The organism is Shewanella intestini (assembly GCF_018221465.1).
GTDB lineage: Bacteria > Pseudomonadota > Gammaproteobacteria > Enterobacterales > Shewanellaceae > Shewanella > Shewanella intestini.
Genome location: NZ_JAAIKR010000005.1, coordinates 38,323 through 57,657 on the forward strand (window position 1 = coordinate 38,323; position 19,335 = coordinate 57,657).

Annotated in this window: 22 protein-coding genes; 13 read left to right on the forward strand and 9 right to left on the reverse strand. The window is 39.2% G+C overall.

Annotated elements, in window-relative coordinates; translation table 11 throughout:
- Positions 1 to 173 precede the first annotated feature (173 nt).
- The 3 genes from G3R48_RS07260 to G3R48_RS07270 all read left to right on the forward strand — a co-directional run bounded on the left by G3R48_RS07260 (position 174) and on the right by G3R48_RS07270 (position 2,311).
- Positions 174 to 1,010, forward strand: coding sequence for a hypothetical protein (locus G3R48_RS07260; protein ID WP_153663793.1), 837 nt, complete (start codon positions 174 to 176; stop codon positions 1,008 to 1,010).
- Between the two features lie 10 nt (positions 1,011 to 1,020).
- Positions 1,021 to 1,842 (forward strand): 23S rRNA (guanine(745)-N(1))-methyltransferase, encoded by an 822-nt coding sequence (gene rlmA / locus G3R48_RS07265; protein WP_153663791.1) that lies wholly within the window; start codon positions 1,021 to 1,023, stop codon positions 1,840 to 1,842.
- 259 nt (positions 1,843 to 2,101) lie between these two features.
- Complete coding sequence (locus G3R48_RS07270; RefSeq protein WP_153663789.1) at positions 2,102 to 2,311, forward strand: cold-shock protein; 210 nt, start codon at positions 2,102 to 2,104, stop codon at positions 2,309 to 2,311.
- A 45-nt stretch (positions 2,312 to 2,356) separates the two neighbouring features.
- Here the strand turns inward: G3R48_RS07270 and G3R48_RS07275 are convergent, their stop codons facing one another.
- The 5 genes from G3R48_RS07275 to G3R48_RS07295 all read right to left on the reverse strand — a co-directional run bounded on the left by G3R48_RS07275 (position 2,357) and on the right by G3R48_RS07295 (position 6,257).
- Positions 2,357 to 2,551: a hypothetical protein gene (locus tag G3R48_RS07275; RefSeq protein ID WP_212593256.1), complete on the reverse strand. Its 195-nt coding sequence runs from the start codon at positions 2,549 to 2,551 to the stop codon at positions 2,357 to 2,359.
- A gap of 363 nt (positions 2,552 to 2,914) precedes the next feature.
- On the reverse strand, positions 2,915 to 3,817 hold the full coding sequence (locus tag G3R48_RS07280; RefSeq protein WP_212593267.1) for an ABC transporter ATP-binding protein: 903 nt from the start codon (positions 3,815 to 3,817) through the stop codon (positions 2,915 to 2,917).
- Positions 3,814 to 4,644: an ABC transporter permease subunit gene (locus G3R48_RS07285; RefSeq protein ID WP_153663783.1), complete on the reverse strand. Its 831-nt coding sequence runs from the start codon at positions 4,642 to 4,644 to the stop codon at positions 3,814 to 3,816. Before G3R48_RS07285 ends, G3R48_RS07280 begins: the two co-directional genes overlap by 4 nt.
- 36 nt (positions 4,645 to 4,680) lie before the next feature.
- Positions 4,681 to 5,334 carry a YceH family protein gene (locus tag G3R48_RS07290; RefSeq protein ID WP_153663781.1) on the reverse strand — a complete coding sequence of 218 codons (654 nt, stop codon included), beginning with the start codon at positions 5,332 to 5,334 and terminating at the stop codon, positions 4,681 to 4,683.
- A gap of 92 nt (positions 5,335 to 5,426) precedes the next feature.
- A complete protein-coding gene (locus G3R48_RS07295; RefSeq protein WP_153663779.1) occupies positions 5,427 to 6,257 on the reverse strand; it encodes a CvfB family protein in 831 nt (276 codons plus the stop codon).
- A 425-nt stretch (positions 6,258 to 6,682) separates the two neighbouring features.
- Here G3R48_RS07295 and speA point away from each other — a divergent pair, with 425 nt between their 5' ends.
- The 8 genes from speA (at position 6,683) to G3R48_RS07335 (ending at position 13,744) form a co-directional block, all read left to right on the forward strand.
- Positions 6,683 to 8,596 (forward strand): biosynthetic arginine decarboxylase, encoded by a 1,914-nt coding sequence (speA, locus tag G3R48_RS07300; protein ID WP_153663938.1) that lies wholly within the window; start codon positions 6,683 to 6,685, stop codon positions 8,594 to 8,596.
- A gap of 55 nt (positions 8,597 to 8,651) precedes the next feature.
- Positions 8,652 to 9,578, forward strand: coding sequence for an adenosylmethionine decarboxylase (locus G3R48_RS07305; RefSeq protein WP_153663764.1), 927 nt, complete (start codon positions 8,652 to 8,654; stop codon positions 9,576 to 9,578).
- A gap of 21 nt (positions 9,579 to 9,599) precedes the next feature.
- Positions 9,600 to 10,538: an agmatinase gene (gene speB, locus G3R48_RS07310; protein WP_153663762.1), complete on the forward strand. Its 939-nt coding sequence runs from the start codon at positions 9,600 to 9,602 to the stop codon at positions 10,536 to 10,538.
- Between the two features lie 90 nt (positions 10,539 to 10,628).
- Positions 10,629 to 11,267, forward strand: a complete 639-nt coding sequence (gene pdxH, locus G3R48_RS07315) for a pyridoxamine 5'-phosphate oxidase (RefSeq protein ID WP_153663760.1) — start codon at positions 10,629 to 10,631, stop codon at positions 11,265 to 11,267.
- 10 nt (positions 11,268 to 11,277) lie between these two features.
- Entirely contained in the window at positions 11,278 to 11,733 is a 456-nt protein-coding gene (locus tag G3R48_RS07320; RefSeq protein WP_153663758.1) for a YaiI/YqxD family protein, read from the forward strand.
- 86 nt (positions 11,734 to 11,819) lie between these two features.
- On the forward strand, positions 11,820 to 12,395 hold the full coding sequence (locus G3R48_RS07325; RefSeq protein WP_228497396.1) for a YceI family protein: 576 nt from the start codon (positions 11,820 to 11,822) through the stop codon (positions 12,393 to 12,395).
- An 86-nt stretch (positions 12,396 to 12,481) separates the two neighbouring features.
- Entirely contained in the window at positions 12,482 to 12,832 is a 351-nt protein-coding gene (locus G3R48_RS07330; RefSeq protein ID WP_153663756.1) for a DUF3802 family protein, read from the forward strand.
- Between the two features lie 39 nt (positions 12,833 to 12,871).
- Complete coding sequence (locus tag G3R48_RS07335) at positions 12,872 to 13,744, forward strand: putative ATP-dependent zinc protease (protein WP_153663754.1); 873 nt, start codon at positions 12,872 to 12,874, stop codon at positions 13,742 to 13,744.
- 89 nt (positions 13,745 to 13,833) lie between these two features.
- Here the strand turns inward: G3R48_RS07335 and ilvN are convergent, their stop codons facing one another.
- The 3 genes from ilvN to G3R48_RS07350 form a co-directional block, all read right to left on the reverse strand.
- The gene (gene ilvN / locus G3R48_RS07340; protein WP_153663752.1) at positions 13,834 to 14,328 is read right to left on the reverse strand and encodes an acetolactate synthase small subunit; all 495 of its coding nucleotides are present in this window, start codon (positions 14,326 to 14,328) and stop codon (positions 13,834 to 13,836) included.
- A complete protein-coding gene (locus tag G3R48_RS07345; RefSeq protein WP_153663750.1) occupies positions 14,328 to 16,046 on the reverse strand; it encodes an acetolactate synthase 3 large subunit in 1,719 nt (572 codons plus the stop codon). Before G3R48_RS07345 ends, ilvN begins: the two co-directional genes overlap by 1 nt.
- 305 nt (positions 16,047 to 16,351) lie before the next feature.
- The gene (locus tag G3R48_RS07350; protein WP_153663934.1) at positions 16,352 to 17,491 is read right to left on the reverse strand and encodes a multidrug effflux MFS transporter; all 1,140 of its coding nucleotides are present in this window, start codon (positions 17,489 to 17,491) and stop codon (positions 16,352 to 16,354) included.
- A gap of 405 nt (positions 17,492 to 17,896) precedes the next feature.
- Here G3R48_RS07350 and G3R48_RS07355 point away from each other — a divergent pair, with 405 nt between their 5' ends.
- Positions 17,897 to 18,499, forward strand: a complete 603-nt coding sequence (locus tag G3R48_RS07355; protein WP_153663748.1) for a GNAT family N-acetyltransferase — start codon at positions 17,897 to 17,899, stop codon at positions 18,497 to 18,499.
- 108 nt (positions 18,500 to 18,607) lie between these two features.
- Positions 18,608 to 19,003, forward strand: coding sequence for a hypothetical protein (locus G3R48_RS07360; protein WP_153663746.1), 396 nt, complete (start codon positions 18,608 to 18,610; stop codon positions 19,001 to 19,003).
- A gap of 102 nt (positions 19,004 to 19,105) precedes the next feature.
- Here the strand turns inward: G3R48_RS07360 and G3R48_RS07365 are convergent, their stop codons facing one another.
- Positions 19,106 to 19,330, reverse strand: coding sequence for a YnbE family lipoprotein (locus tag G3R48_RS07365; RefSeq protein WP_153663744.1), 225 nt, complete (start codon positions 19,328 to 19,330; stop codon positions 19,106 to 19,108).
- Positions 19,331 to 19,335: the final 5 nt, after the last annotated feature.

Genomic DNA, 19,335 nt, shown 5'->3' on the forward strand with positions numbered 1-19,335 from the left:
TTCGCTAAACTTTCCCTAATGCCATTAATCTGCTTCATTAACATGTTCTGTCTATTTAACTGCAAGGTCAAAATAAGAATAAATAAAGTATTTATCATCAACAGTCGCTTATTTGAGTGACCTTGGTAATTTTGAGCGTTACAATTATCGGCTTAGCAAAATAAGGCGGCTTCATGAATCGACATACACATACATTGCCGAAATTATTCGAGTTGCATAACCATTGCAAGCTTGTCATTTCTATTGCACCACAGCTTGATGATTTAGCTATGTTAGCTCAAATCGGTAACCCATTTTTAGAACTAATTGTTAATGATATCAGTTGCGGCCAAGCTAAATTATTAATTAAACAAGCACCAATAGTGGATGTTGAATTGGTGTCGCATGAAGCAAACCGCGCCAGTATGTTAAAGCAAAATGGTGATGATTCTGACAACATCATCACGAGGACGTTAGGCCAAGGCTTTCGCCTTTATGCTAAATTAGGCTCCGATCCGCGCAATCAAATAAGTGCATTAAAGCAGGGGATTACATTATCAATTGTTGTTAATGAAACACTTGAGCTTAGCAATAACAGCGACGCTAAATTTCAATGGATTGCATTAGAGCATGACTTTAGGCAGCAAAAAGACATTGATGTGTTAACTAAAGCCCATGCCATTATTGCCAGAGGCTTTGCCGCTGAGCAAACCTCTAACGCTCTTGCGCTGCAAATTACTGAACTTGAACAAGTGCGCAGGGAAATCAACACCCTGTTAAAGCAGCAACAAGGCTGCGCTTATCAAAATTTATATGAGGAAATGGATAAACTTGATCATTTACTCCACAATAAACGCCAATGGTTATTTAGGGTTTACCAACAGTCACTTGAAAGAAATAACCTGCAACACTCAGCAAATCAACATCCTGTAGATATTGAAGCATTGCAACATAAGTTGGATTGCTATGCTTTATTGTCGCCTAAAAGTGTGGTTGATATGGTTGAAAACCTATCTGAAGAATTTAATTAATTGAGGCTCCATGTCTTATATCTGTCCAATATGCTCATTGCCACTGACGTTATCGCAAACTTCGTGGGGCTGTGAAAACCGACACCAATTTGATCAGGCAAAAGAAGGTTACGTTAACCTATTGCCTGTTCAAAAGAAGAAAACTAAAGACCCAGGTGATAGTAAAGAAATGATGATGGCCAGAAGAGGCTTTTTATCACAAGGGTTTTATCAGCAGCTAAGCGACCGTGTTAATCAATTAGCGCTGACCTACATTAAACCGCAAATGAATGTGTTAGATATCGGTTGTGGTGAAGGTTATTACACGCACCGATTAACAGACGTGATTAGTCAGCAAGCTGATATCAATATTTATGGGATTGATATTTCCAAAGCGGCGGTTCGTTATGGTGCTAAACGTTACCCTAAGATAAATTTTAGTGTTGCAAGTGTGTTTGAAATGCCTTTTGCCGATAACAGCTTTGATATGGCGATTAGAATTTATGCGCCATCAAAACCACAAGAGTTACAAAGGGTGATGAAAGATAACGGCATTATTATTACGGTGTCACCTGGGCCTAAACATCATTACGCATTAAAAGAAATCATTTACGATAAGCCTAAGCTTCACCCTGAAGACAAATTATTGATAGAAGGCTTTGATTACCTACACCAAGAAAATTTGTGTTACCAGCTCCAGTTAACGGATAAACAAGACCTTGAAAACTTTTTAAATATGACTCCTTATGCTTGGAAGTTGTCAGATTTTCAAAAGCAAAGGCTGATAGAAAAAGGGCTTAACTGTGAACTGGATTTTAAAATTGAAATCCATAAAAGAGAGGCTCAATGTTAGCAGTACGCTGCTCTGTTTACCGATTAATTTTTGAGGTTAAATTTATGTTCAAAAGCTGGGAAAAAACTTTATTGATATAGGTTTATGTATGTTGACTTATGCTGAGAATGGTTTATAGTCATCTCAGCTTGAAGGTTGGGCTTATAGTTATGTGTTTCAATACGACCAGTTTCGTCCTGTAACATAAGTAATAGTAATACCGGCATTTTCAGCTTTACCGCCGTTAAGGCTTTTAAAATATATTTACAGGATTTATATCATGTCTCAAGTAACTGGTGTTGTTAAGTGGTTCAACTCTGACAAAGGTTTCGGATTTATCGAGCAAGAGTCTGGTCCAGACGTATTTGTTCACTTCCGCGCAATCGTTGCAGACGGTTTCAAAACTCTTGACGAAGGTCAGAAAGTTTCTTTCACTGTGACTCAAGGTCAAAAAGGTCCTCAAGCTGAAAACGTTTCTGTTGTTAGCTAATTAATTGCTAGCTTAAGCTAGTAATTAGGACTAAGAAGCTGTGGTTTATACCGCAGCTTTTTTATATCTGAAATTTGAGGTTATTGTAATATTCTGCCAAACCAAACCAAACCAAACCAAACCAAACCAAACCAAACCAAACCAAACCAAACCAAACCAAACCAAACCAAACCAAACCAAACCAAACCAATCCAAACCAATCCAAACCAATCCAAACCAATCCAAACCAATCCAAACCAAATCAAGCTAAACCAAATCAAGCTAAACCAATCCAAACCAAATCAAGCTAAACCAAACCAAATTATTGCTCTTATTTGTACTAGCTCTTACTTGTGTCAATCCATTAAGAGTATTTGGGCACTCACTCATGTTGGTATTTTATGTGTAATCACAACCCCTTAAAAATTAATGCCGCTAAACTTAATTGATACTCAGTTCATTACCCCTAATTAAGTCTATCTCGGTGTTTTTACTTTGACGTTAATCCATAGTAGAGCAACTCAGTTGCCGTACTTTTAGTGCTGTTTGTTTAGTAATGGTATTAATTTAAGGTATAAAAAACTGACTATGAATAGTCAGTTTTAATTAAACCCAATGTCCAGCTTAGTTAGAAAATAACGTATCTTCTAAGGTTCTGCCTTTGAGGATTGATTTATATTGCCATTGATTTTGTTCAAATAAATCTAATAATGCGCGTTCAATATAGTAGGGCAATGACTTGTTATGCTCAATGAGTAATTGATCGTGGCTTATCGGTTTCACATTAATAACCGAGTCAATCGCACCTATTGTAGATTGTAGTTGCTCAAAATCTGCTTGTTGTAGTGTCAAAGTGATGTATTCAGTCGATTGCTCTGATTGCATCGAGACTGACTGTTGCAATTGACCACTTTCTAAATAAAGCACAGTATCACAAAGTTTTTCCAACTCGTCTAAATTGTGTGAACTAATTATAAAGGTGCTATTAATAGACTGATTTTGAACAATTTCACGGATCTTTTTGGCGTTTGCCGGATCTAACCCCGCGGTCGGTTCATCTAATAAAACCACCTCAGGTTGTCCAATTAGCGCTTGCGCTATTGCCACTCGTTTACTCATTCCATGGCTTAAACTTATGGGCTTTAAATTGGCTGCTTCGGTCATATCGACTAACTCAAGCACACGTTTAGTTTCAATTTTTGCTGCTTTGGCGGTCATACCTTGTAACTGGGCAAAAAAGCTTAACTGAGTAATAATACTAAAGTTAGGATCGAGTAATGCATCTTGCGGCAGAGCGGCCACACGGCCTTGTAATTCGCGGCTGCCAGGTTGTTGACCTAGGATGTTAACTTTGCCTTTGCTTGGCAAAATATAGCCGCACAAAATACTAAACAGGGTGGTTTTACCTGCACCATTAGGGCCAACAAGCGCAATAGGTGTGCCAGCTTCTAGCGTGAAACTCACCTCATTTAAGGCTTTTTTATCACCAAAATTTTTGGTTAAATTCTGACATGAAATCAACATTATAGGGCACTCCTTTGGATGATGACTTTGCCAAGGAACAGCAGAATAATGGTTTGGATAATAGGAATAGGCGCAAAAGTTAACGCACTTAATCCTAGAGAGTTAATCATGCTAGAAATTTGCGAACCAGGCAGTATGTAATGTAAAAATGCGAGGTTTGGATATTGGGTATTAATAATGGAAATAATGATTGAGGTGATTGTCCATAAAACAATGGCAAACGTACTGGCTTGACGTGCAGTTTTTGCAATAAGCGAGAACACCGCCATCACGGCCACATAAGGCAGCAGCACAATAATCAAATTAATCAGCATAAAAAAAGCGGCTGACATTGAAGGCAACAGCAAGCTACTGTCACGCGTTAACACCAAAAAGAAAGTGGCTAATAGCGCAATAATAATCAGTACTGCTTGAATAAGCATTTGGCCAATAAAGCGACCGAAAAATAACTGTTCACGTGAGACTCTTAATGTTAAAAAACGAAATGTACCTCGTTGTTTATCTGAACAAAATTGATCGGCGCTAATAAATAAACTAAACATTGGAAACACATATAATGCAATACACCAGAGTACGGCATATTCAGCAACAGGTGCGGCAAATAATTGATTAAAGGTTTCAGGGCCCGCTAAGTTATTGACTAATTCTTTGAAAGAAGGGTTCATCAATAAACTAGATGCTCTTTCAACAGGGAATAAGATGATTAATGCCCAAACTAATGTAAATGCCGCTAGGGCAAACATACCACCGCGGTTAATAAATCGTTTAGTCATTTCAAATTGGGTTATTAAGCCAATTTGTCGCATTGTGGATGGTATGTTGTGATCCATTGATTATCCTAATGTTTGAATAGATAGCAGTGAAGCTTATTTAAGTAATGACTCAAGCTCATCAATTCGCTTGCTCAATTCGACAACAGTTAACTCTAATTGTTCTAAACGCGATGTTTGTGATATTTGCTCACTCACTTCATCGCTCAAAGTAATCTCATTGCCACTTAACACATTTTCTATTTGTTCGTGTGTGCTAAATAGTTGCATATATTGATGATCGCGACGATTGGGCTGCTTGGCCAGTTGTGCGATGAGTGGTTTATTCCGTTTTGATAATGACACCAGTTCTGACTCAACTTGTAACGGCGTTTCAAAAGGGTACATTCTTTGGCAGCGCTGTTTAAGCTCACCAGGTGTTTGTGGGCCGCGTAACATTAATACACAGATTAATGCCAATTGTTCTGCGCTAAATTGATTTTCACTAAACTCGGTATTGCAAAACCGATGTTGGTATTTTACAACTCTTGAGCCAAAACCTGATTGTTCACTGATAAGCCTTAACTTGTTTAATGACGCTATCGTGTCTAATACTTCTTGTTCCGTTAAGCTCAGTACAGGTTCACGACTACTTTTTTGGTTACATGCGAGTGTCAGCGCATTTAGTGATAGTGGGTACTGTTCGGGAGTGGTGACTTCTTTTTCTAATAAACAACCTAGCACCCGGGTTTGCAGCGAATTTAGTTCCATATCGTTCTCATTATAAAAAAACAGCTTGCCACTGTTATAACAGAGGCAAGCTGTTTATCAAAGATTTACAGGACTAATGTAAACGCTTGTGACTATTTTAGATAAATACCGTCAGGTTTGATGACTATATCACCCGATTTAAACAAGCCGCCAATCGACTTTTTAAAGGCTTTTTTGCTCATACTTAACTGCTCATAAATAATATCAGCATTGGTTTTATCATTTAGTGGTAAAAAACCTTGTGCTTTATTTAGCTTGTTCATAATTAAATTAGCATGCTTATCAAGCTCTGTTTTAGAGCCTTTTTGTAGAACCAGATCAATTTTACCGTCGCTACGAACTTGTTTGATAAAGCCAGTTAATTTTTGTCCTAAACGTAACTTTCTAAAGACTTCATTTTTGTAAATGACGCCCCAATGCTGATTATTCACAATGGCTTTATAACCAAGATCAGTTTGTCCGCCAATGATTAATGAGACTTCTTCGCCTTGTTGATAATGTGGCTCCGTTTTATCAAGGAACTTATCGATTTTATTTGAGGCAACAATGCGGTCATCGACATGGTTTGTGTGGATATAAACTAAATATGAAAAACCTTCTTCTGCAGGACGTTTTTGTTCACCAAAAGGTAAAAAGAGATCTTTATCTAATCCCCAGTCTAAAAAAGCACCAACATGGTTGGTCGCAACCGCTTTTAAAAAAGCAAACTCACCAACTTGTGCCAATGATTTTTGCGTAGTCGCAATGACGACATCGTCAGAGTCTAGATATAGAAATACATCTACTTTACTACCGACTTCGCAATTATCAGGGACATATTTTTTAGGCAAAAGAATTTGGCCTAACTCGTCTGCATTAAGGTAAACCCCAAAACTGACCTCTTTAACCACTTCAAGGGGGTAGCGCTTTCCAATCTGGATCATATTTAACTCTATTTTTACTGACGTTCATTACCGAATTAGCGCCAATTATACACGCCTTTACCTATTTCACCCTGATTAAGTGTGGTTATCGCTATAATTATTATCCGAGATGATTAATGCGATGATAAAAGTGGTTTATTCCACAAGCATTTGAGTGTTTTTACTTGCAACAACTTGATGCTCTAAGGTAAATTGCGCCGTTTTGTTTTAAGTTATTTTCAATGCGAAGCATTGATGTTGGTTGGCTTTAAATAAAAGGCATAATCCAATGGACAAAATTAAACCCGCTTGAATAAAAACTATTAATGATAGGCGTTAAATAATGACAAGCTTTTGGTTTAAGGCGCATCTATATCTTGAAATAAACCCTAAAATACCGCAGTGTTGTTGGTAATGAATTTGGCATGTTAAATCGGAAAAAAACAATGGCAGACTGGTCAATTGAAGATGCTCGTGCATCGTATAATGTTACTCATTGGAGCCAAAATTTTTTTGGTATTTGCGAAAACGGTGAAGTAACAGTCTCACCTGATTTACAAAATCCACAATATAAAATTGGTCTTAACGAATTAGCCAAAGATATGGTTAAAGCTGGGGTGTCGTTACCTGTTTTGGTTCGTTTCCCACAAATTTTACATTATCGAGTTGAAAGCCTTTGCGAAGCCTTTAATGAAGCGATAAAAAAATACGAATATGAAAATCAATATTTGTTGGTTTATCCGATTAAAGTTAACCAGCAACAAACGGTTGTAGAAGAAATCCTCGCGAGCCAAAAGTCAAAAGAAGTGCCCCAGCTTGGTCTTGAAGCTGGCAGTAAACCTGAATTAATGGCTGTTTTAGCGATGGCGCAAAAAGCCAGTTCAGTTATTGTTTGTAACGGTTATAAAGATAAAGAATATGTTCGCCTTGCATTAATTGGTGAAAAGCTTGGGCATAAGGTTTATATCGTTCTCGAAAAAATGTCAGAACTTAAACTGGTATTGGAAGAGGCAAAAAATTTAGGTGTAACTCCACGCTTAGGGCTGCGAGCGCGTTTAGCGTTTCAAGGTAAAGGCAATTGGCAAGCCAGCGGTGGCGAAAAATCTAAATTTGGTTTGTCTGCTGCGCAAGTGCTTAATGTTGTTGAACAACTTAGCAAAGCCGGTATGCTCGATTCATTGCAATTATTGCATTTCCACTTAGGTTCGCAGATTGCCAATATTCGCGACATCCGGCAAGGCGTGAGTGAAGCGGGACGTTTTTATTGTGAATTACGTCAATTAGGCGCTCAAATTGATTGTTTTGACGTTGGCGGTGGTTTAGCTGTTGATTATGATGGCACTCGCAGTCAAAGTCGCAATTCAATGAACTACGGCTTAGTTGAGTATGCAAATAATATTGTCAATGTGATGACTGACTTATGTAACGAGTACCAACAGCCAATGCCGTTGATTATTTCTGAGTCTGGACGGCATTTAACGGCGCATCATGCGGTGCTTATTACCGATGTGATCGGTACAGAGGCTTATAAACCCGAAGAGATCACTCCGCCAGAAGAAGACTCTCCGCAGTTACTGCACAATATGTGGCAGTCATGGGATGAAGTAAAAGGGCGTTTAGATCAACGCGCGTTAATTGAAGTTTATCATGATACTCAAAATGACATTGCCGAGGCTAACTCACTGTTTGCTTTAGGTCAGTTGAGCTTAATGCAGCGCGCTTGGGCTGAGCAAACCAATTTGCGGGTTTGCTATGAACTTAAAGGACTGCTGAGTAATAATAATCGCTTTCACAGACCCGTCATTGATGAGTTAAATACCAAGTTGGCTGACAAGTTTTTTGTTAACTTTTCATTGTTTCAATCGTTACCCGATGCCTGGGGAATTGACCAAGTGTTCCCTGTGTTGCCATTAACAGGCTTAGATAAAGCGCCAGAGCGCCGTGCGGTGATGCTTGATATTACCTGTGATTCTGACGGTATTGTCGATCAATATGTTGACGGCCAAGGCATTGAAACAACTTTACCTGTGCCTGCGTGGAGCGCTGAAAGCCCGTATTTAATTGGCTTTTTTATGGTGGGGGCTTATCAAGAAATTTTAGGTGATATCCATAACTTATTTGGCGACACCAATTCTGCCGTTGTGCGTTTGGATGATCAAGGTTTAGCAAACATTGAGTCAGTATTAGAAGGGGATACTGTTGCCGATGTATTACGTTATGTAAACCTCGATGCCGTTGATTTCATGCGAACTTACGAAGAGTTAGTCAACAAGCACATTGTTGAACATGAACGCGCCTCTATTTTAGAAGAGTTGCAGTTAGGTTTGAAAGGTTACACCTATTTAGAAGACTTTTCTTAATTAAAACAACCCTCTTGTAGTCAACACATTCGTTAGTAGTGTCAATTGGAAAAGCATGTTTTTTGAAGGCTCAGAAAAAAAGTTCGAAGTGCATATTAACCCTGCACATGGTTCATTACGTTGTTTACTCTCTGATGTTAAGCAGCAGTTAGTCGCTCAGGCCGGGGCAGATATTCTGTCATCGATAAAGAGTGAGCATTGTGAAGCATATGTATTGAGTGAGTCGAGTTTATTTATTTGGGATAATAAACTTATCATGCTGACTTGTGGGCAATCAACGCTGATTGAATCGGCTTTGTTTTGTATCGAAACCATTGGTGTCGAACATATAACTGCTTTTAGTTATCAGCGTAAAAATGAATGTTTTGCGCAGTTGCAACCCAGTACATTTTTAGATGACGTTAAGCGGTTAAATCAGCTTATTGCTGGGCAAGCACGGCGCATTGGCAAGCTTGATGGTCATCATCATTATGTTTTTAGTGCAAACCACAATTTCACGCCGACTGCTGTAGATAATACGACAGAGTTGATGATGTACCATATATCTGGGCCGACAGCTGATTACTTAGCAGGAAGTGAACAACATATACCAACGATAAATCAGCAACTTAACCTCAGGAGGTTATTTGCTGATTTTACGCTAGATCAATATGCGTTTAAGCCATACGGGTATTCGGTAAATGGTATTTTTGAGCAATATTATTTTACAATCCACATTACACCGCAGCCGCATAATTCATATGTCAGTTTAGAAACGAATCTTGACCTAAAAAATAATCATGTTATTAGTGAATTACTTGCTATTTTGCAGCCAAGTCATTGGGATTTTGTTGGGTTTAATCGACAATTGCCCATCACCTTAAGCCAAGCACAATACTGCACTGCGCAAGCATTGATAGACACAGAGCAAGGTTACACTATTGAAGTGAAACAATTTCAAGCTCACCAAACAGAAACATTGACGATTGAACACTTGAATTAAGCAATCGCATTTGGAGATACCATGACAACTTTTGCAGAAAAACCTGATTATTCTTTATATTCCAATGCGTTTGGGTATTTACGTCAGCCATTAGACTTTAACCCGTTAGCCTCAAATGCTGATGTTGTTGTAATGGGGTTACCATTTGATATGGCCACAACAGGGCGCTCTGGTGGACGTATGGGACCTGATGCTATTCGTCGTGCATCAGTTAATTTAGCGTGGGAAGACACCCGTTGGCCTTGGCATTTTAAACTTAGCGAAACCATTAAAGTAGTTGATGCAGGAGATCTCGTATTTAATTGCGGCGATCAAGCCGACTTTACTGGTCGACTAGAGGCCTTCGCGACAAAAATTGTTGAATCTGATAAAGCATTATTAAGCTTTGGTGGTGACCATTTTGTTACCTTGCCTTTATTAAGGGCGCACCATAAAAAGTATGGAAAAATGGCTTTGCTTCACTTTGATGCCCATACTGACACGTACAGCGAAGGCAGTAAATATGATCACGGTACGATGTTTTACCATGCGCCAAATGAAGGCTTAATTGATGTAGAGCATTCAATTCAAATAGGTATCCGCACTGAGTACAACCCTAAAGGTCATGGCTTTAAAGTCATCGATGCAGCAACGGCGAATGAGTTAACTGCTGATAATATCGTTGAACAAATTAAACACCGTGTGGGGAATATGCCACTATATGTCACTTTTGATATCGATTGTTTAGACCCCGCTTATGCGCCCGGTACTGGCACTCCGGTATGTGGTGGTTTAACAAGTGATAAAGCCATGAAAATTATTCGTGGCTTACAAGGGCTCAATATTGTTGGGATGGATGTCGTTGAAGTTGCGCCTTCTTATGATCACGCTGATGTCACCGCACTCGCTGCAGCAACGCTAGGACTAGACATGCTGCACGCATGGGCGGTGGGCAAGCAATTAGCACCAACGCAGGATTAACCTGTCAGTAAGTTGATAATTTTATAAAAGCAAAACGTGCTTCAATGTGAAACAGTTAACACTGGCCATGTTTGCTATTAAGGAAACCCGATGACTGATATCAGTGATATTCGCCGTGAATACTCAAAAGGTGGTTTGCGACGTGAGAATTTGCCAGATAACCCGATGGCATTATTTAAACAATGGTTAGAACAAGCGAAAGAGGCAAATTTAACTGACCCGACGGCGATGAGTGTTGCAACGGTTGATGAACAAGGTCAGCCATTTCAACGTATTGTTTTACTCAAGCAATTTAGTGATAAAGGGTTTGTGTTTTTCACCAACCTTGAAAGCAGAAAGTCTCAGCATATTGCCCTAAATAGCCGTGTAAGCTTGTTATTTCCTTGGAATAGCCTTGAGCGCCAAGTTGGCGTGACGGGGGTTGCGAAACCTTTGTCTATGCTAGAAGTTAGCCGTTATTTCATGTCGCGCCCTAAAGACAGTCAAATCGCAGCTTGGGTATCAAAACAGTCCAGTAAAATTAGCGCTAGACAAGCTCTAGTAGGCAAATTCAATGAAATGAAAGCCAAATTTGCGGAAGGTGAAGTGCCTTTACCTAAATTTTGGGGCGGTTATTTAGTTGAACCACAAAGCATTGAGTTTTGGCAAGGTGGTGAGAGCCGATTACACGACCGATTTATATATCAACAACAACTCGGCAATTGGCAAATCGACCGATTAGCTCCGTAGCAGGAAATACATGCAAAAACCAATGATCTGGGTCGACGCAGACGCATGCCCAAACCCAGTAAAAGAGATGTTATTTCGTGCCAGTGAGCGAAAAAGTATTCAATTGCGCTTAGTGGCCAACCAATTAATCAGTTATCCGCCTTCGCCTTTTATTAAGGCTATTCGAGTGAGTAGCGGTTTTGATGAAGCTGATAATTATATTGTTGAACACGTTAATCCAAATGATTTGGTGATTACTGCCGATATTCCTTTAGCGGCTGAGGCTGTTGAAAAGGGCGCGTTAGTGGTTAACCCCCGGGGAATGGTCTATACCCCAGCCAATATAAAGCAAACATTAACTATGCGTGATTTTATGGAAGAAATGCGCAGTAGTGGGGTGCAAACGCAAGGGCCTAATAAGTTTTCTCAAGCAGATAAACATGCATTTGCTAAAGCGCTTGATCAATGGTTGGCGAAGCTCAGCTAACGCATTGTGTCATAAAGGAGATATTTAGCTATACTCACTTATTAAGGTATGGCTAAATGATGATTACATTGAAAAGGACTTATATAATGAACAAATCACTGATTTTATTACCAATGTGTTTAATGGCCTTTGCCGCTAACAGTGCTGACTGGTCAATTAACAACACCCTTTCCAAAGTCAGCTTTATTTCAACCAAAAAAGTGAATATCGCCGAGGTACATTCATTTAACGCTGTGTCTGGGACATTATCCTCAAAAGGCGAATTTGAACTGACTATTCCACTCAATACAGTTTCTACTGGCATTGAAATTCGCAATCAACGAATGCAAACCATGCTATTTGAAGTGAACAAATTCCCACAACTTGTTCTTAAAGCTAAAGTGAATCCACAGTTGATTGATAGTCTGTCGCAGGGGGAAACCTTAATTACTCAAGTTAACGCCAATATTAACCTTCATGGAATACAAGCTGATAAAGAAATTAATGTTGTCGTTACTAAGTTATCTGACTCTCAAATGCAAGTCACCAGCTTCCAACCCATCATTGTTAATGCCAATGACTTTGGTTTAGCAAAAGGTATTGAAAAACTGCAACAAGTTGCCGGTTTAAGTAGTATCAGCTTGGCGGTGCCAGTTTCCTTTGTGTTATCATTGTCTAAGTAAAAACGGCAGTTAATTATTCAATAAAGATTTCTTTTTTGGTGGGCATAAACAAGGCTTTATGTCCTTTGATAGGTGTGGGAGTACAAATGGTTACTGATAAAGACGGGTATGTTCATTTAGTTCAATATTTAACTGAGCATCTTGGACTTTTCGAGTCGACTGGTATGAGTGCAGATTCAACAGATACTGTTATGGAGTTATTTGAAGAACAGCTTTCAGCGCAAATAATCATGGTTTGTGGACAAAACCCACAATTGTCATTTGCCCAGCGTAACATGGTCATTAGAGAAATTGATGCCATTGTCTATGACTTAGAAGAAATTTTAGGCTCTATTGGCAATCACCGAGCCACCGCACAGCAAAGTATTTTTGTCACTGAGTTTTCAGGTTTAATCAAAAACTTATTTGACCAAGAAATTGATCGCTTGTTAAATTAACCCTTCTGTGAACATATTTTCACCATTATAGGGAAAGCCATGTATTACCGTTCTATTTTGATGTTGTTATGTTTTTTAGTGCCGTTTTCATCACAAGCTAAACAAACGCTTAAATCAGTTGAGAAAATGTGTGTAGTGGGGTCTGGTTTATGTTATGCCGCCAGAATGGATACCGGAGCTAGTCACTCCTCGCTCAATGCTACTGATATTACCATTGTGGGCAAAGCTCATAAAAAAATGAGTAAGAATATTGGTAAAATGGTGCGCTTTACTACATTTGATGAGCAAGGTCGCTCAACGAACATGGAAGCTAAGATTATTGATACCTCAACGGTAAAGAACTCTCAAGGTACTGAGAGCCGTTATACTGTTGAACTTGAAATCAGCTTTCATCACAAACAACAAAAAGTGAAAGTAAACCTACGTGACCGTTCGCATATGGATTATAAATTGCTAATTGGCCGTAGTTTCTTAAAGAAACACTATTTAGTTGATGTGTCTGATAAAAAAATTATTGGACCAACGGCTAAGTTATCAATTGTAGAGTCAGGTTTGTTATTTAATACTCGTATTGATACCGGCGCTGTCGAGAATTCACTCCATGCTGTCAATATCAAAATAGATAATGAAGACAAGCTTGATATGGAAAATAATATCGGCAAAATGGTGACTTTTGTCACTGAAAATGAAAAGGGCATTAAAGCGACGGTAAGAACAAGGATTAGTAACACCTCATTGATTCGAAATGCACAAGGCAGTGAAATTCGTTATATGGTGAAGTTGAATGTTGGCGAACCTGGTAGTGAATTTCTTGTTGACGTCAATTTGCGTGACCGAACTAAAATGTCAAATAAACTATTGATTGGTCGTAACTGGTTACAAGGACATTATATTGTGGATGTTGATTTGTAATATGGATTGATTACATCTATTGAAAGCCGAATTAAAAAGCCGCATCAGCGGCTTTTTTAGTAAAACGGTTAAAAGGTCTTGGGAAAATATTAAGCTTTCATGGCTTTTTCACCGCGAGACAGCCCAACAATCCCTGAGCGTGACACCTCAACCACTTTAGTGACTTCGGCTAAATTACTGATAAATGCGTCAACCTTTTCAGCGGTGCCAACCATTTGTATGGTGTACAAATGCGATGTCACATCTACAATTTGACCTCTAAAAATATCGGCTGTTCGTTTCACTTCTTCACGCAGTAAACCTTGTGCTTTCACTTTCACTAGCGCAATTTCTCTTTCAATATATGCGCCGTCAGTGATATTGGTGACTTTGAGAATATCGATCAGTTTATGAAGTTGCTTTTCTATTTGTTCAAGTACATTAGCGTCAGCTTTAACAGTAATGTTAAGGCGTGACAATGTCAGGTCTTCTGTTGGCGCAACGGTTAAGTTTTCAATGTTATAACCACGCTGAGAAAATAGCCCAACAACTCGAGATAATGCGCCAGGTTGGTTTTCAAGTAATACTGAGATAATTCGACGCATTAGCTTTTCTCCGTTTTGCTTAGCCACATTTCATTCATTGCACCGCCTCTAATTAGCATTGGGTAAACATGTTCTGTTTCATCAACACTGATATCGACAAACACTAATTTATCTTTCATTGCTAATGCTTGGGTGAGTTTTGCTTCTAATTCGTTTGGATCGCTAATAGTCATACCAACATGACCATAAGCTTCGGCAATTTTGGCGAAATTAGGGACTGAGTCCATGTATGAGTGCGAATGACGACCAGAATAAATCATGTCTTGCCACTGTTTAACCATGCCTAAAAAACGGTTATTTAAGTTGATGATTTTGACCGGTGTGTCGTATTGCAATGCCGTTGAGAGCTCTTGAATGTTCATTTGAATAGAGCCGTCACCAGTAATACAGACCACGGTTTCATCAGGAAATGCCATTTTCACACCCATTGCCGCAGGTAGGCCAAAGCCCATGGTGCCGAGGCCGCCGGAGTTAATCCAACGTCTTGGTTTATCAAATGGATAATATAACGCAGCAAACATTTGGTGTTGACCAACATCAGATGACACGTATGCATCACCGCTAGTGAGTTTATGTAATGTTTCGATGACCTGTTGCGGTTTGATGCGCTCTGAATTGCGGTCAAACTCTAAACATTGCTTGCTGCGCCATTGGGCAATTTGTTGCCACCACTGAGTCAGTGCTTCAGTGTCGTTGTGTTTATCTGAAGCATTTAATAAATCCAGCATGTTGTTTAAAATATTTTTAGCACAACCAACAATCGGAATGTCTACCCGCACTGTTTTTGAAATGGAGGCAGGATCGATATCAATATGTAAAATCTTGGCATTAGGGCAGTACTTTTCAACATTGTTGGTAGTGCGGTCGTCAAAGCGTACACCGATACCGAAAATTAAATCACAATGATGCATTGCCATGTTGGCTTCATATAATCCATGCATACCTAACATACCGAGACATTGTTTATGTGTGCCAGGAAATGCTCCTAAACCCATTAAGGTATTAATTACTGGAATATTAAGGGTTTCTGCAAGGGATAAAATCTGTTGATCACATTCTGAAATAATCGCGCCACCACCCACATAGAGTACGGGTTTTTTAGCTTGTAAAAGGGCATCTAACCCCCGTTTTATTTGGCCTTTGTGTCCCGTAGTTGTTGGATTATAAGAGCGTAATTTTACTGCTTCAGGATAGACATAATCGTGGAGAATATCGGAGTTTAAACAATCTTTTGGTAAGTCAATTACCACCGGCCCGGGACGCCCAGAAGCGGCAATATAAAATGCTTTTTTTATAATGGCTGGGATATCAGTGGCATTGGTAACTAAAAAACTGTGCTTAACCACCGGGCGAGAAATACCAATCATGTCACATTCTTGGAATGCATCATTACCAATTAGGTTACTCGGTACTTGTCCTGATAGTACAACAAGTGGAATTGAGTCCATATATGCAGTAGCAATACCGGTTATTGCGTTAGTGGCACCTGGGCCTGAGGTGACAAGTACAACACCCACTTTCCCCGTGGAGCGAGCATAGCCATCAGCCATATGAACAGCAGCTTGTTCATGTCTAACTAGTACATGTTCAACGCCTGCCATTTTGTGAAGTGAATCGTAAATATCGAGGACGGATCCTCCTGGGTAACCAAAGATATGACTGACGCCCTCATCAATCAAAGAGCGCACAACCATACTTGCACCAGAAAGCTTTTCCATAAAATCATCCTTTGTAGTTACCGTATGGTAAACAGTATCTCGAATACAACGACGGTAATCGTTTGAATTAAAAGAGCGAATGGTAATTCACTCTATTCGTTAAACTTAGCTACTTTTTAGCCAGTTCAATATTCATACTATGTAAATTAAAATTTACTGCAATAGGTAATATTAAAATATTTGTAAAGTTGAATTTTTTTCAACTCTCGACTTTGTAGAAAAGTTAGGCTAGGAAGGCGTGGACTCATTGACAAAATTGTCAATGAATCGGAATTAACAATGAGTAGTTATGAGGGAGAGGGTTATTAACGTGTTTTTCGTCGTTGCAATAGTTGACAAACAAGGACTAATAAAACGGCGATAAACATAAGCATTGAAAATGGCAGAGCATTTCCGGTATAGAATAAGGCTAATAAAGGGCCTGCTAATGCGCCAAAACCAAAACGAAGCGTACCGATGACGGCGGTGGCGGTACCGGTTTCTTGTTTAAATTTCATCAAAACAATAGCATCAGCATTGACGGACATAATCCCTAATGAGCCCATTAACGGGATAAGCATTAATACCGTAAAGTGATAGCTTAATTGTAGCCAGTTTGCCACTAAGAGTCCTAAAGCAAACACGGTTCCACAAAATGTTGCTACAACTAACATACGTTTAGAGCCATATCGGCCCACAATGCGAGAATTAAGGATATTTGCTAGCATTAATGCGCCGACATTAGAGCTAAATAAAATCGCGAAGTATTCTTTACTTAAGTTAAACACTTCCATATAAACGAAAGGTGCTGCGGTTAAATAGCAAAAAAAAGCAAAAGATGTCAGTACGCCACTTGCAAGATTAAGCTTGACTCCCCGGCGAGAAAATACGGTGTAATAAGCTTTTAAGAAAGAATGTGTACTGCGACTTTGTTGATTGTCGCTGGGCATTTTAAGTTTTGCGCACACGAAAATCAGTAAACAAAAGGCATACACCGACTGAATAATAAAGATGATATGCCAATTGCCCAACCCTAAAATTAAACTGCCGACACTTGGTGCAATTAACGGGGCTAACATCATGATTAAACTGACATAAGACATGCCTTTTGCCGTATTGTTGCCATAAACTTCTTTGATATAACCTGGCACAACTACCGTTGCGCCAGCACCAATAAAAGCTTGAATAAAGCGCAAAGTGAGAAAGGCTTCAATCGATTGCGTCATCGCAATACAAGCACTAGTGAGAGAGAATCCAAGTAATCCCATTAAAACTAATGGCCGGCGACCAAACTTATCAGCCAATGGGCCAAAAGTTAACATTCCACAAGCATATCCAGCCAAATAGACACTTAACGATTGCTGTACAGTGGTCATGCTAGTGTCAAAGCTATCAGCAAGCATCGACATTGCAGGTAAATACATATCAATAGCAAGTGGGGTGATAGCAACAATCGCAGCCAGCATGGGGATCAATAATATCAAGTTAGGGACAAAAGGGGCATGTTGGGTGCTTTTTATTGGGGAGTGGGTGCTCAATACTGCCTCATTATCACATGTTTTAAGGTTATTATTTTACCATGTGTATGCATTGATTAGGTTGTTAAATTATAAAAAGTCTAATTTAGGTAGCCTTGATGTTGATGCCGATAAGTAATAACGATAACAAATCGTTATGTATTTTAATAAACCGTTAATCTGCGGGTAGGAAGCCTCCTTGCCGTGATGTTTATTGTGCGAGTAAGTGTTAATCACTGCAAATGTGTCGATATGTAAAAACCATCATGTTTTATGGGATGATAAATTGTGATTTAACTCACACTAAGATATTGTAATGTGTCGTGAGTCATTAAAAATGAAAAGGAGTTTTATTTGCCTCAGATTGATCCAAGTTTGTGCTTAAATGGGGACTTAGTGATCCTTGAGCCTTTGAGTTTAGACCATGTTGCAGCTTTAACTTTAGCGGCAAGTGATGGCCGACTTTGGGAGTTATGGGTGACCAATGTGCCAGATAAGTCAGGCATGAAGCAGTATGTTAAGGATGCAATAGCCAGTGAACAACGCGGTGAAACCTTAGCATTTGCCGTCAGAGATAAAGTGTCAGGTAATGTGGTTGGTTCAACACGGATATGTCACTGGGATCAAGCTAATCGCCGCTTAGAAATTGGCTACACATGGTATGCCAAACAGGCACAACGAACCGGTATTAATACCCAAGTAAAACAGTTGTTATTAACTTATGCGTTTAATAACTTAGATTGCATTGCTGTTGAATTTAGAACGCATTGGCATAATAAAGCTTCTCGCACGGCCATTTTACGATTAGGCGCAAAACAAGACGGTGTTTTGCGACATCATAAAATTCAAAAAGATGGCACGATACGCGACACCGTTGTGTATTCAATTATTGCCAGTGAATGGCCGCAAGTAGAACAACATTTAAAGCAACTACAATTACAATATGTATCTGCCTAATATTTTCCGTTAACAATACTGCTCAGATTAAGTCCATTGTAGGTCGTCATTGAGACTGTAATTAATACGTAATGGACATAAATCAGCTAGCAACAACAAGGAGTGATGATGAAATTAAGGATTTTTGCACTGGTATTTGGCATAGGAAGTAGTTTTGCTTTGCAGGCCCAAGATAAAGCTGTTGAAGGTTTTACTGCAGAGTTAATTGAATGTGCGTCATATTATCAAATCAGCTCCGATGCGATTGCTGGCATGAATGCGCCGCAAATGCAGGCCGTTGGTCAACGATTAGCAGCATCAGCTGATACCGCAATTGAAATTAGCTCACAATATATGTCAAAAGAAGCACTGACAAAGGCGTTGCACACTCAAAAGCAGGCGCATATGGAAAAAATTGCCAATGCTAACGTAGGCGTGCTGATGCGTGAATATAAAGAAAGCTGCAAGAAGATTGTCGATAACCCACAAAAAAGGCTCGATTACTGGGTGATGTCAACAATGTAAAGCTGTGGTGATTAATTTAAGCCTTTATCTAATCGTTTTTCTTGTGGTTTACTGTAAATTACCCTCAAAAAGAGACTAAATTTTTTAGTCTCTTTTTTGTTGTTAATGTGTATTCGTTTCGACTAGATCTGACACTTCACTTGCCTCTTTTTTAACTTCGCTAGGAACAATCAGTGCAGAGGTTTTCTGGTCGACGTTAATAGAAATTTGATGATCTATTTTTACATTTAAATTAATTTCAATGGGTTGTTCTGGTGGCGCTAGATTAACCGTAGGCGTACAGGCTGTGAGCAATAGTGTCACCACGCTTATAAAGTAAGGTTTCATTGTCT

Coding starts and splice junctions, on each gene's coding strand:
- G3R48_RS07320 (WP_153663758.1), top strand. CDS start 11,278: ATGCAAAAACCAATGATCTGGGTCGACGCAGACGCATGCCCAAACCCA.
- ilvN (WP_153663752.1), bottom strand. CDS start 14,328: ATGCGTCGAATTATCTCAGTATTACTTGAAAACCAACCTGGCGCATTA.
- G3R48_RS07330 (WP_153663756.1), top strand. CDS start 12,482: ATGGTTACTGATAAAGACGGGTATGTTCATTTAGTTCAATATTTAACT.
- G3R48_RS07305 (WP_153663764.1), top strand. CDS start 8,652: ATGTTTTTTGAAGGCTCAGAAAAAAAGTTCGAAGTGCATATTAACCCT.
- G3R48_RS07350 (WP_153663934.1), bottom strand. CDS start 17,491: ATGCTGGCTGCGATTGTTGCTATCACCCCACTTGCTATTGATATGTAT.
- G3R48_RS07335 (WP_153663754.1), top strand. CDS start 12,872: ATGTATTACCGTTCTATTTTGATGTTGTTATGTTTTTTAGTGCCGTTT.
- G3R48_RS07325 (WP_228497396.1), top strand. CDS start 11,820: ATGAACAAATCACTGATTTTATTACCAATGTGTTTAATGGCCTTTGCC.
- G3R48_RS07285 (WP_153663783.1), bottom strand. CDS start 4,644: ATGGATCACAACATACCATCCACAATGCGACAAATTGGCTTAATAACC.
- G3R48_RS07290 (WP_153663781.1), bottom strand. CDS start 5,334: ATGGAACTAAATTCGCTGCAAACCCGGGTGCTAGGTTGTTTATTAGAA.
- speB (WP_153663762.1), top strand. CDS start 9,600: ATGACAACTTTTGCAGAAAAACCTGATTATTCTTTATATTCCAATGCG.
- pdxH (WP_153663760.1), top strand. CDS start 10,629: ATGACTGATATCAGTGATATTCGCCGTGAATACTCAAAAGGTGGTTTG.
- G3R48_RS07365 (WP_153663744.1), bottom strand. CDS start 19,330: ATGAAACCTTACTTTATAAGCGTGGTGACACTATTGCTCACAGCCTGT.
- G3R48_RS07345 (WP_153663750.1), bottom strand. CDS start 16,046: ATGGAAAAGCTTTCTGGTGCAAGTATGGTTGTGCGCTCTTTGATTGAT.
- G3R48_RS07270 (WP_153663789.1), top strand. CDS start 2,102: ATGTCTCAAGTAACTGGTGTTGTTAAGTGGTTCAACTCTGACAAAGGT.
- G3R48_RS07260 (WP_153663793.1), top strand. CDS start 174: ATGAATCGACATACACATACATTGCCGAAATTATTCGAGTTGCATAAC.
- speA (WP_153663938.1), top strand. CDS start 6,683: ATGGCAGACTGGTCAATTGAAGATGCTCGTGCATCGTATAATGTTACT.
- G3R48_RS07295 (WP_153663779.1), bottom strand. CDS start 6,257: ATGATCCAGATTGGAAAGCGCTACCCCCTTGAAGTGGTTAAAGAGGTC.
- rlmA (WP_153663791.1), top strand. CDS start 1,021: ATGTCTTATATCTGTCCAATATGCTCATTGCCACTGACGTTATCGCAA.
- G3R48_RS07360 (WP_153663746.1), top strand. CDS start 18,608: ATGAAATTAAGGATTTTTGCACTGGTATTTGGCATAGGAAGTAGTTTT.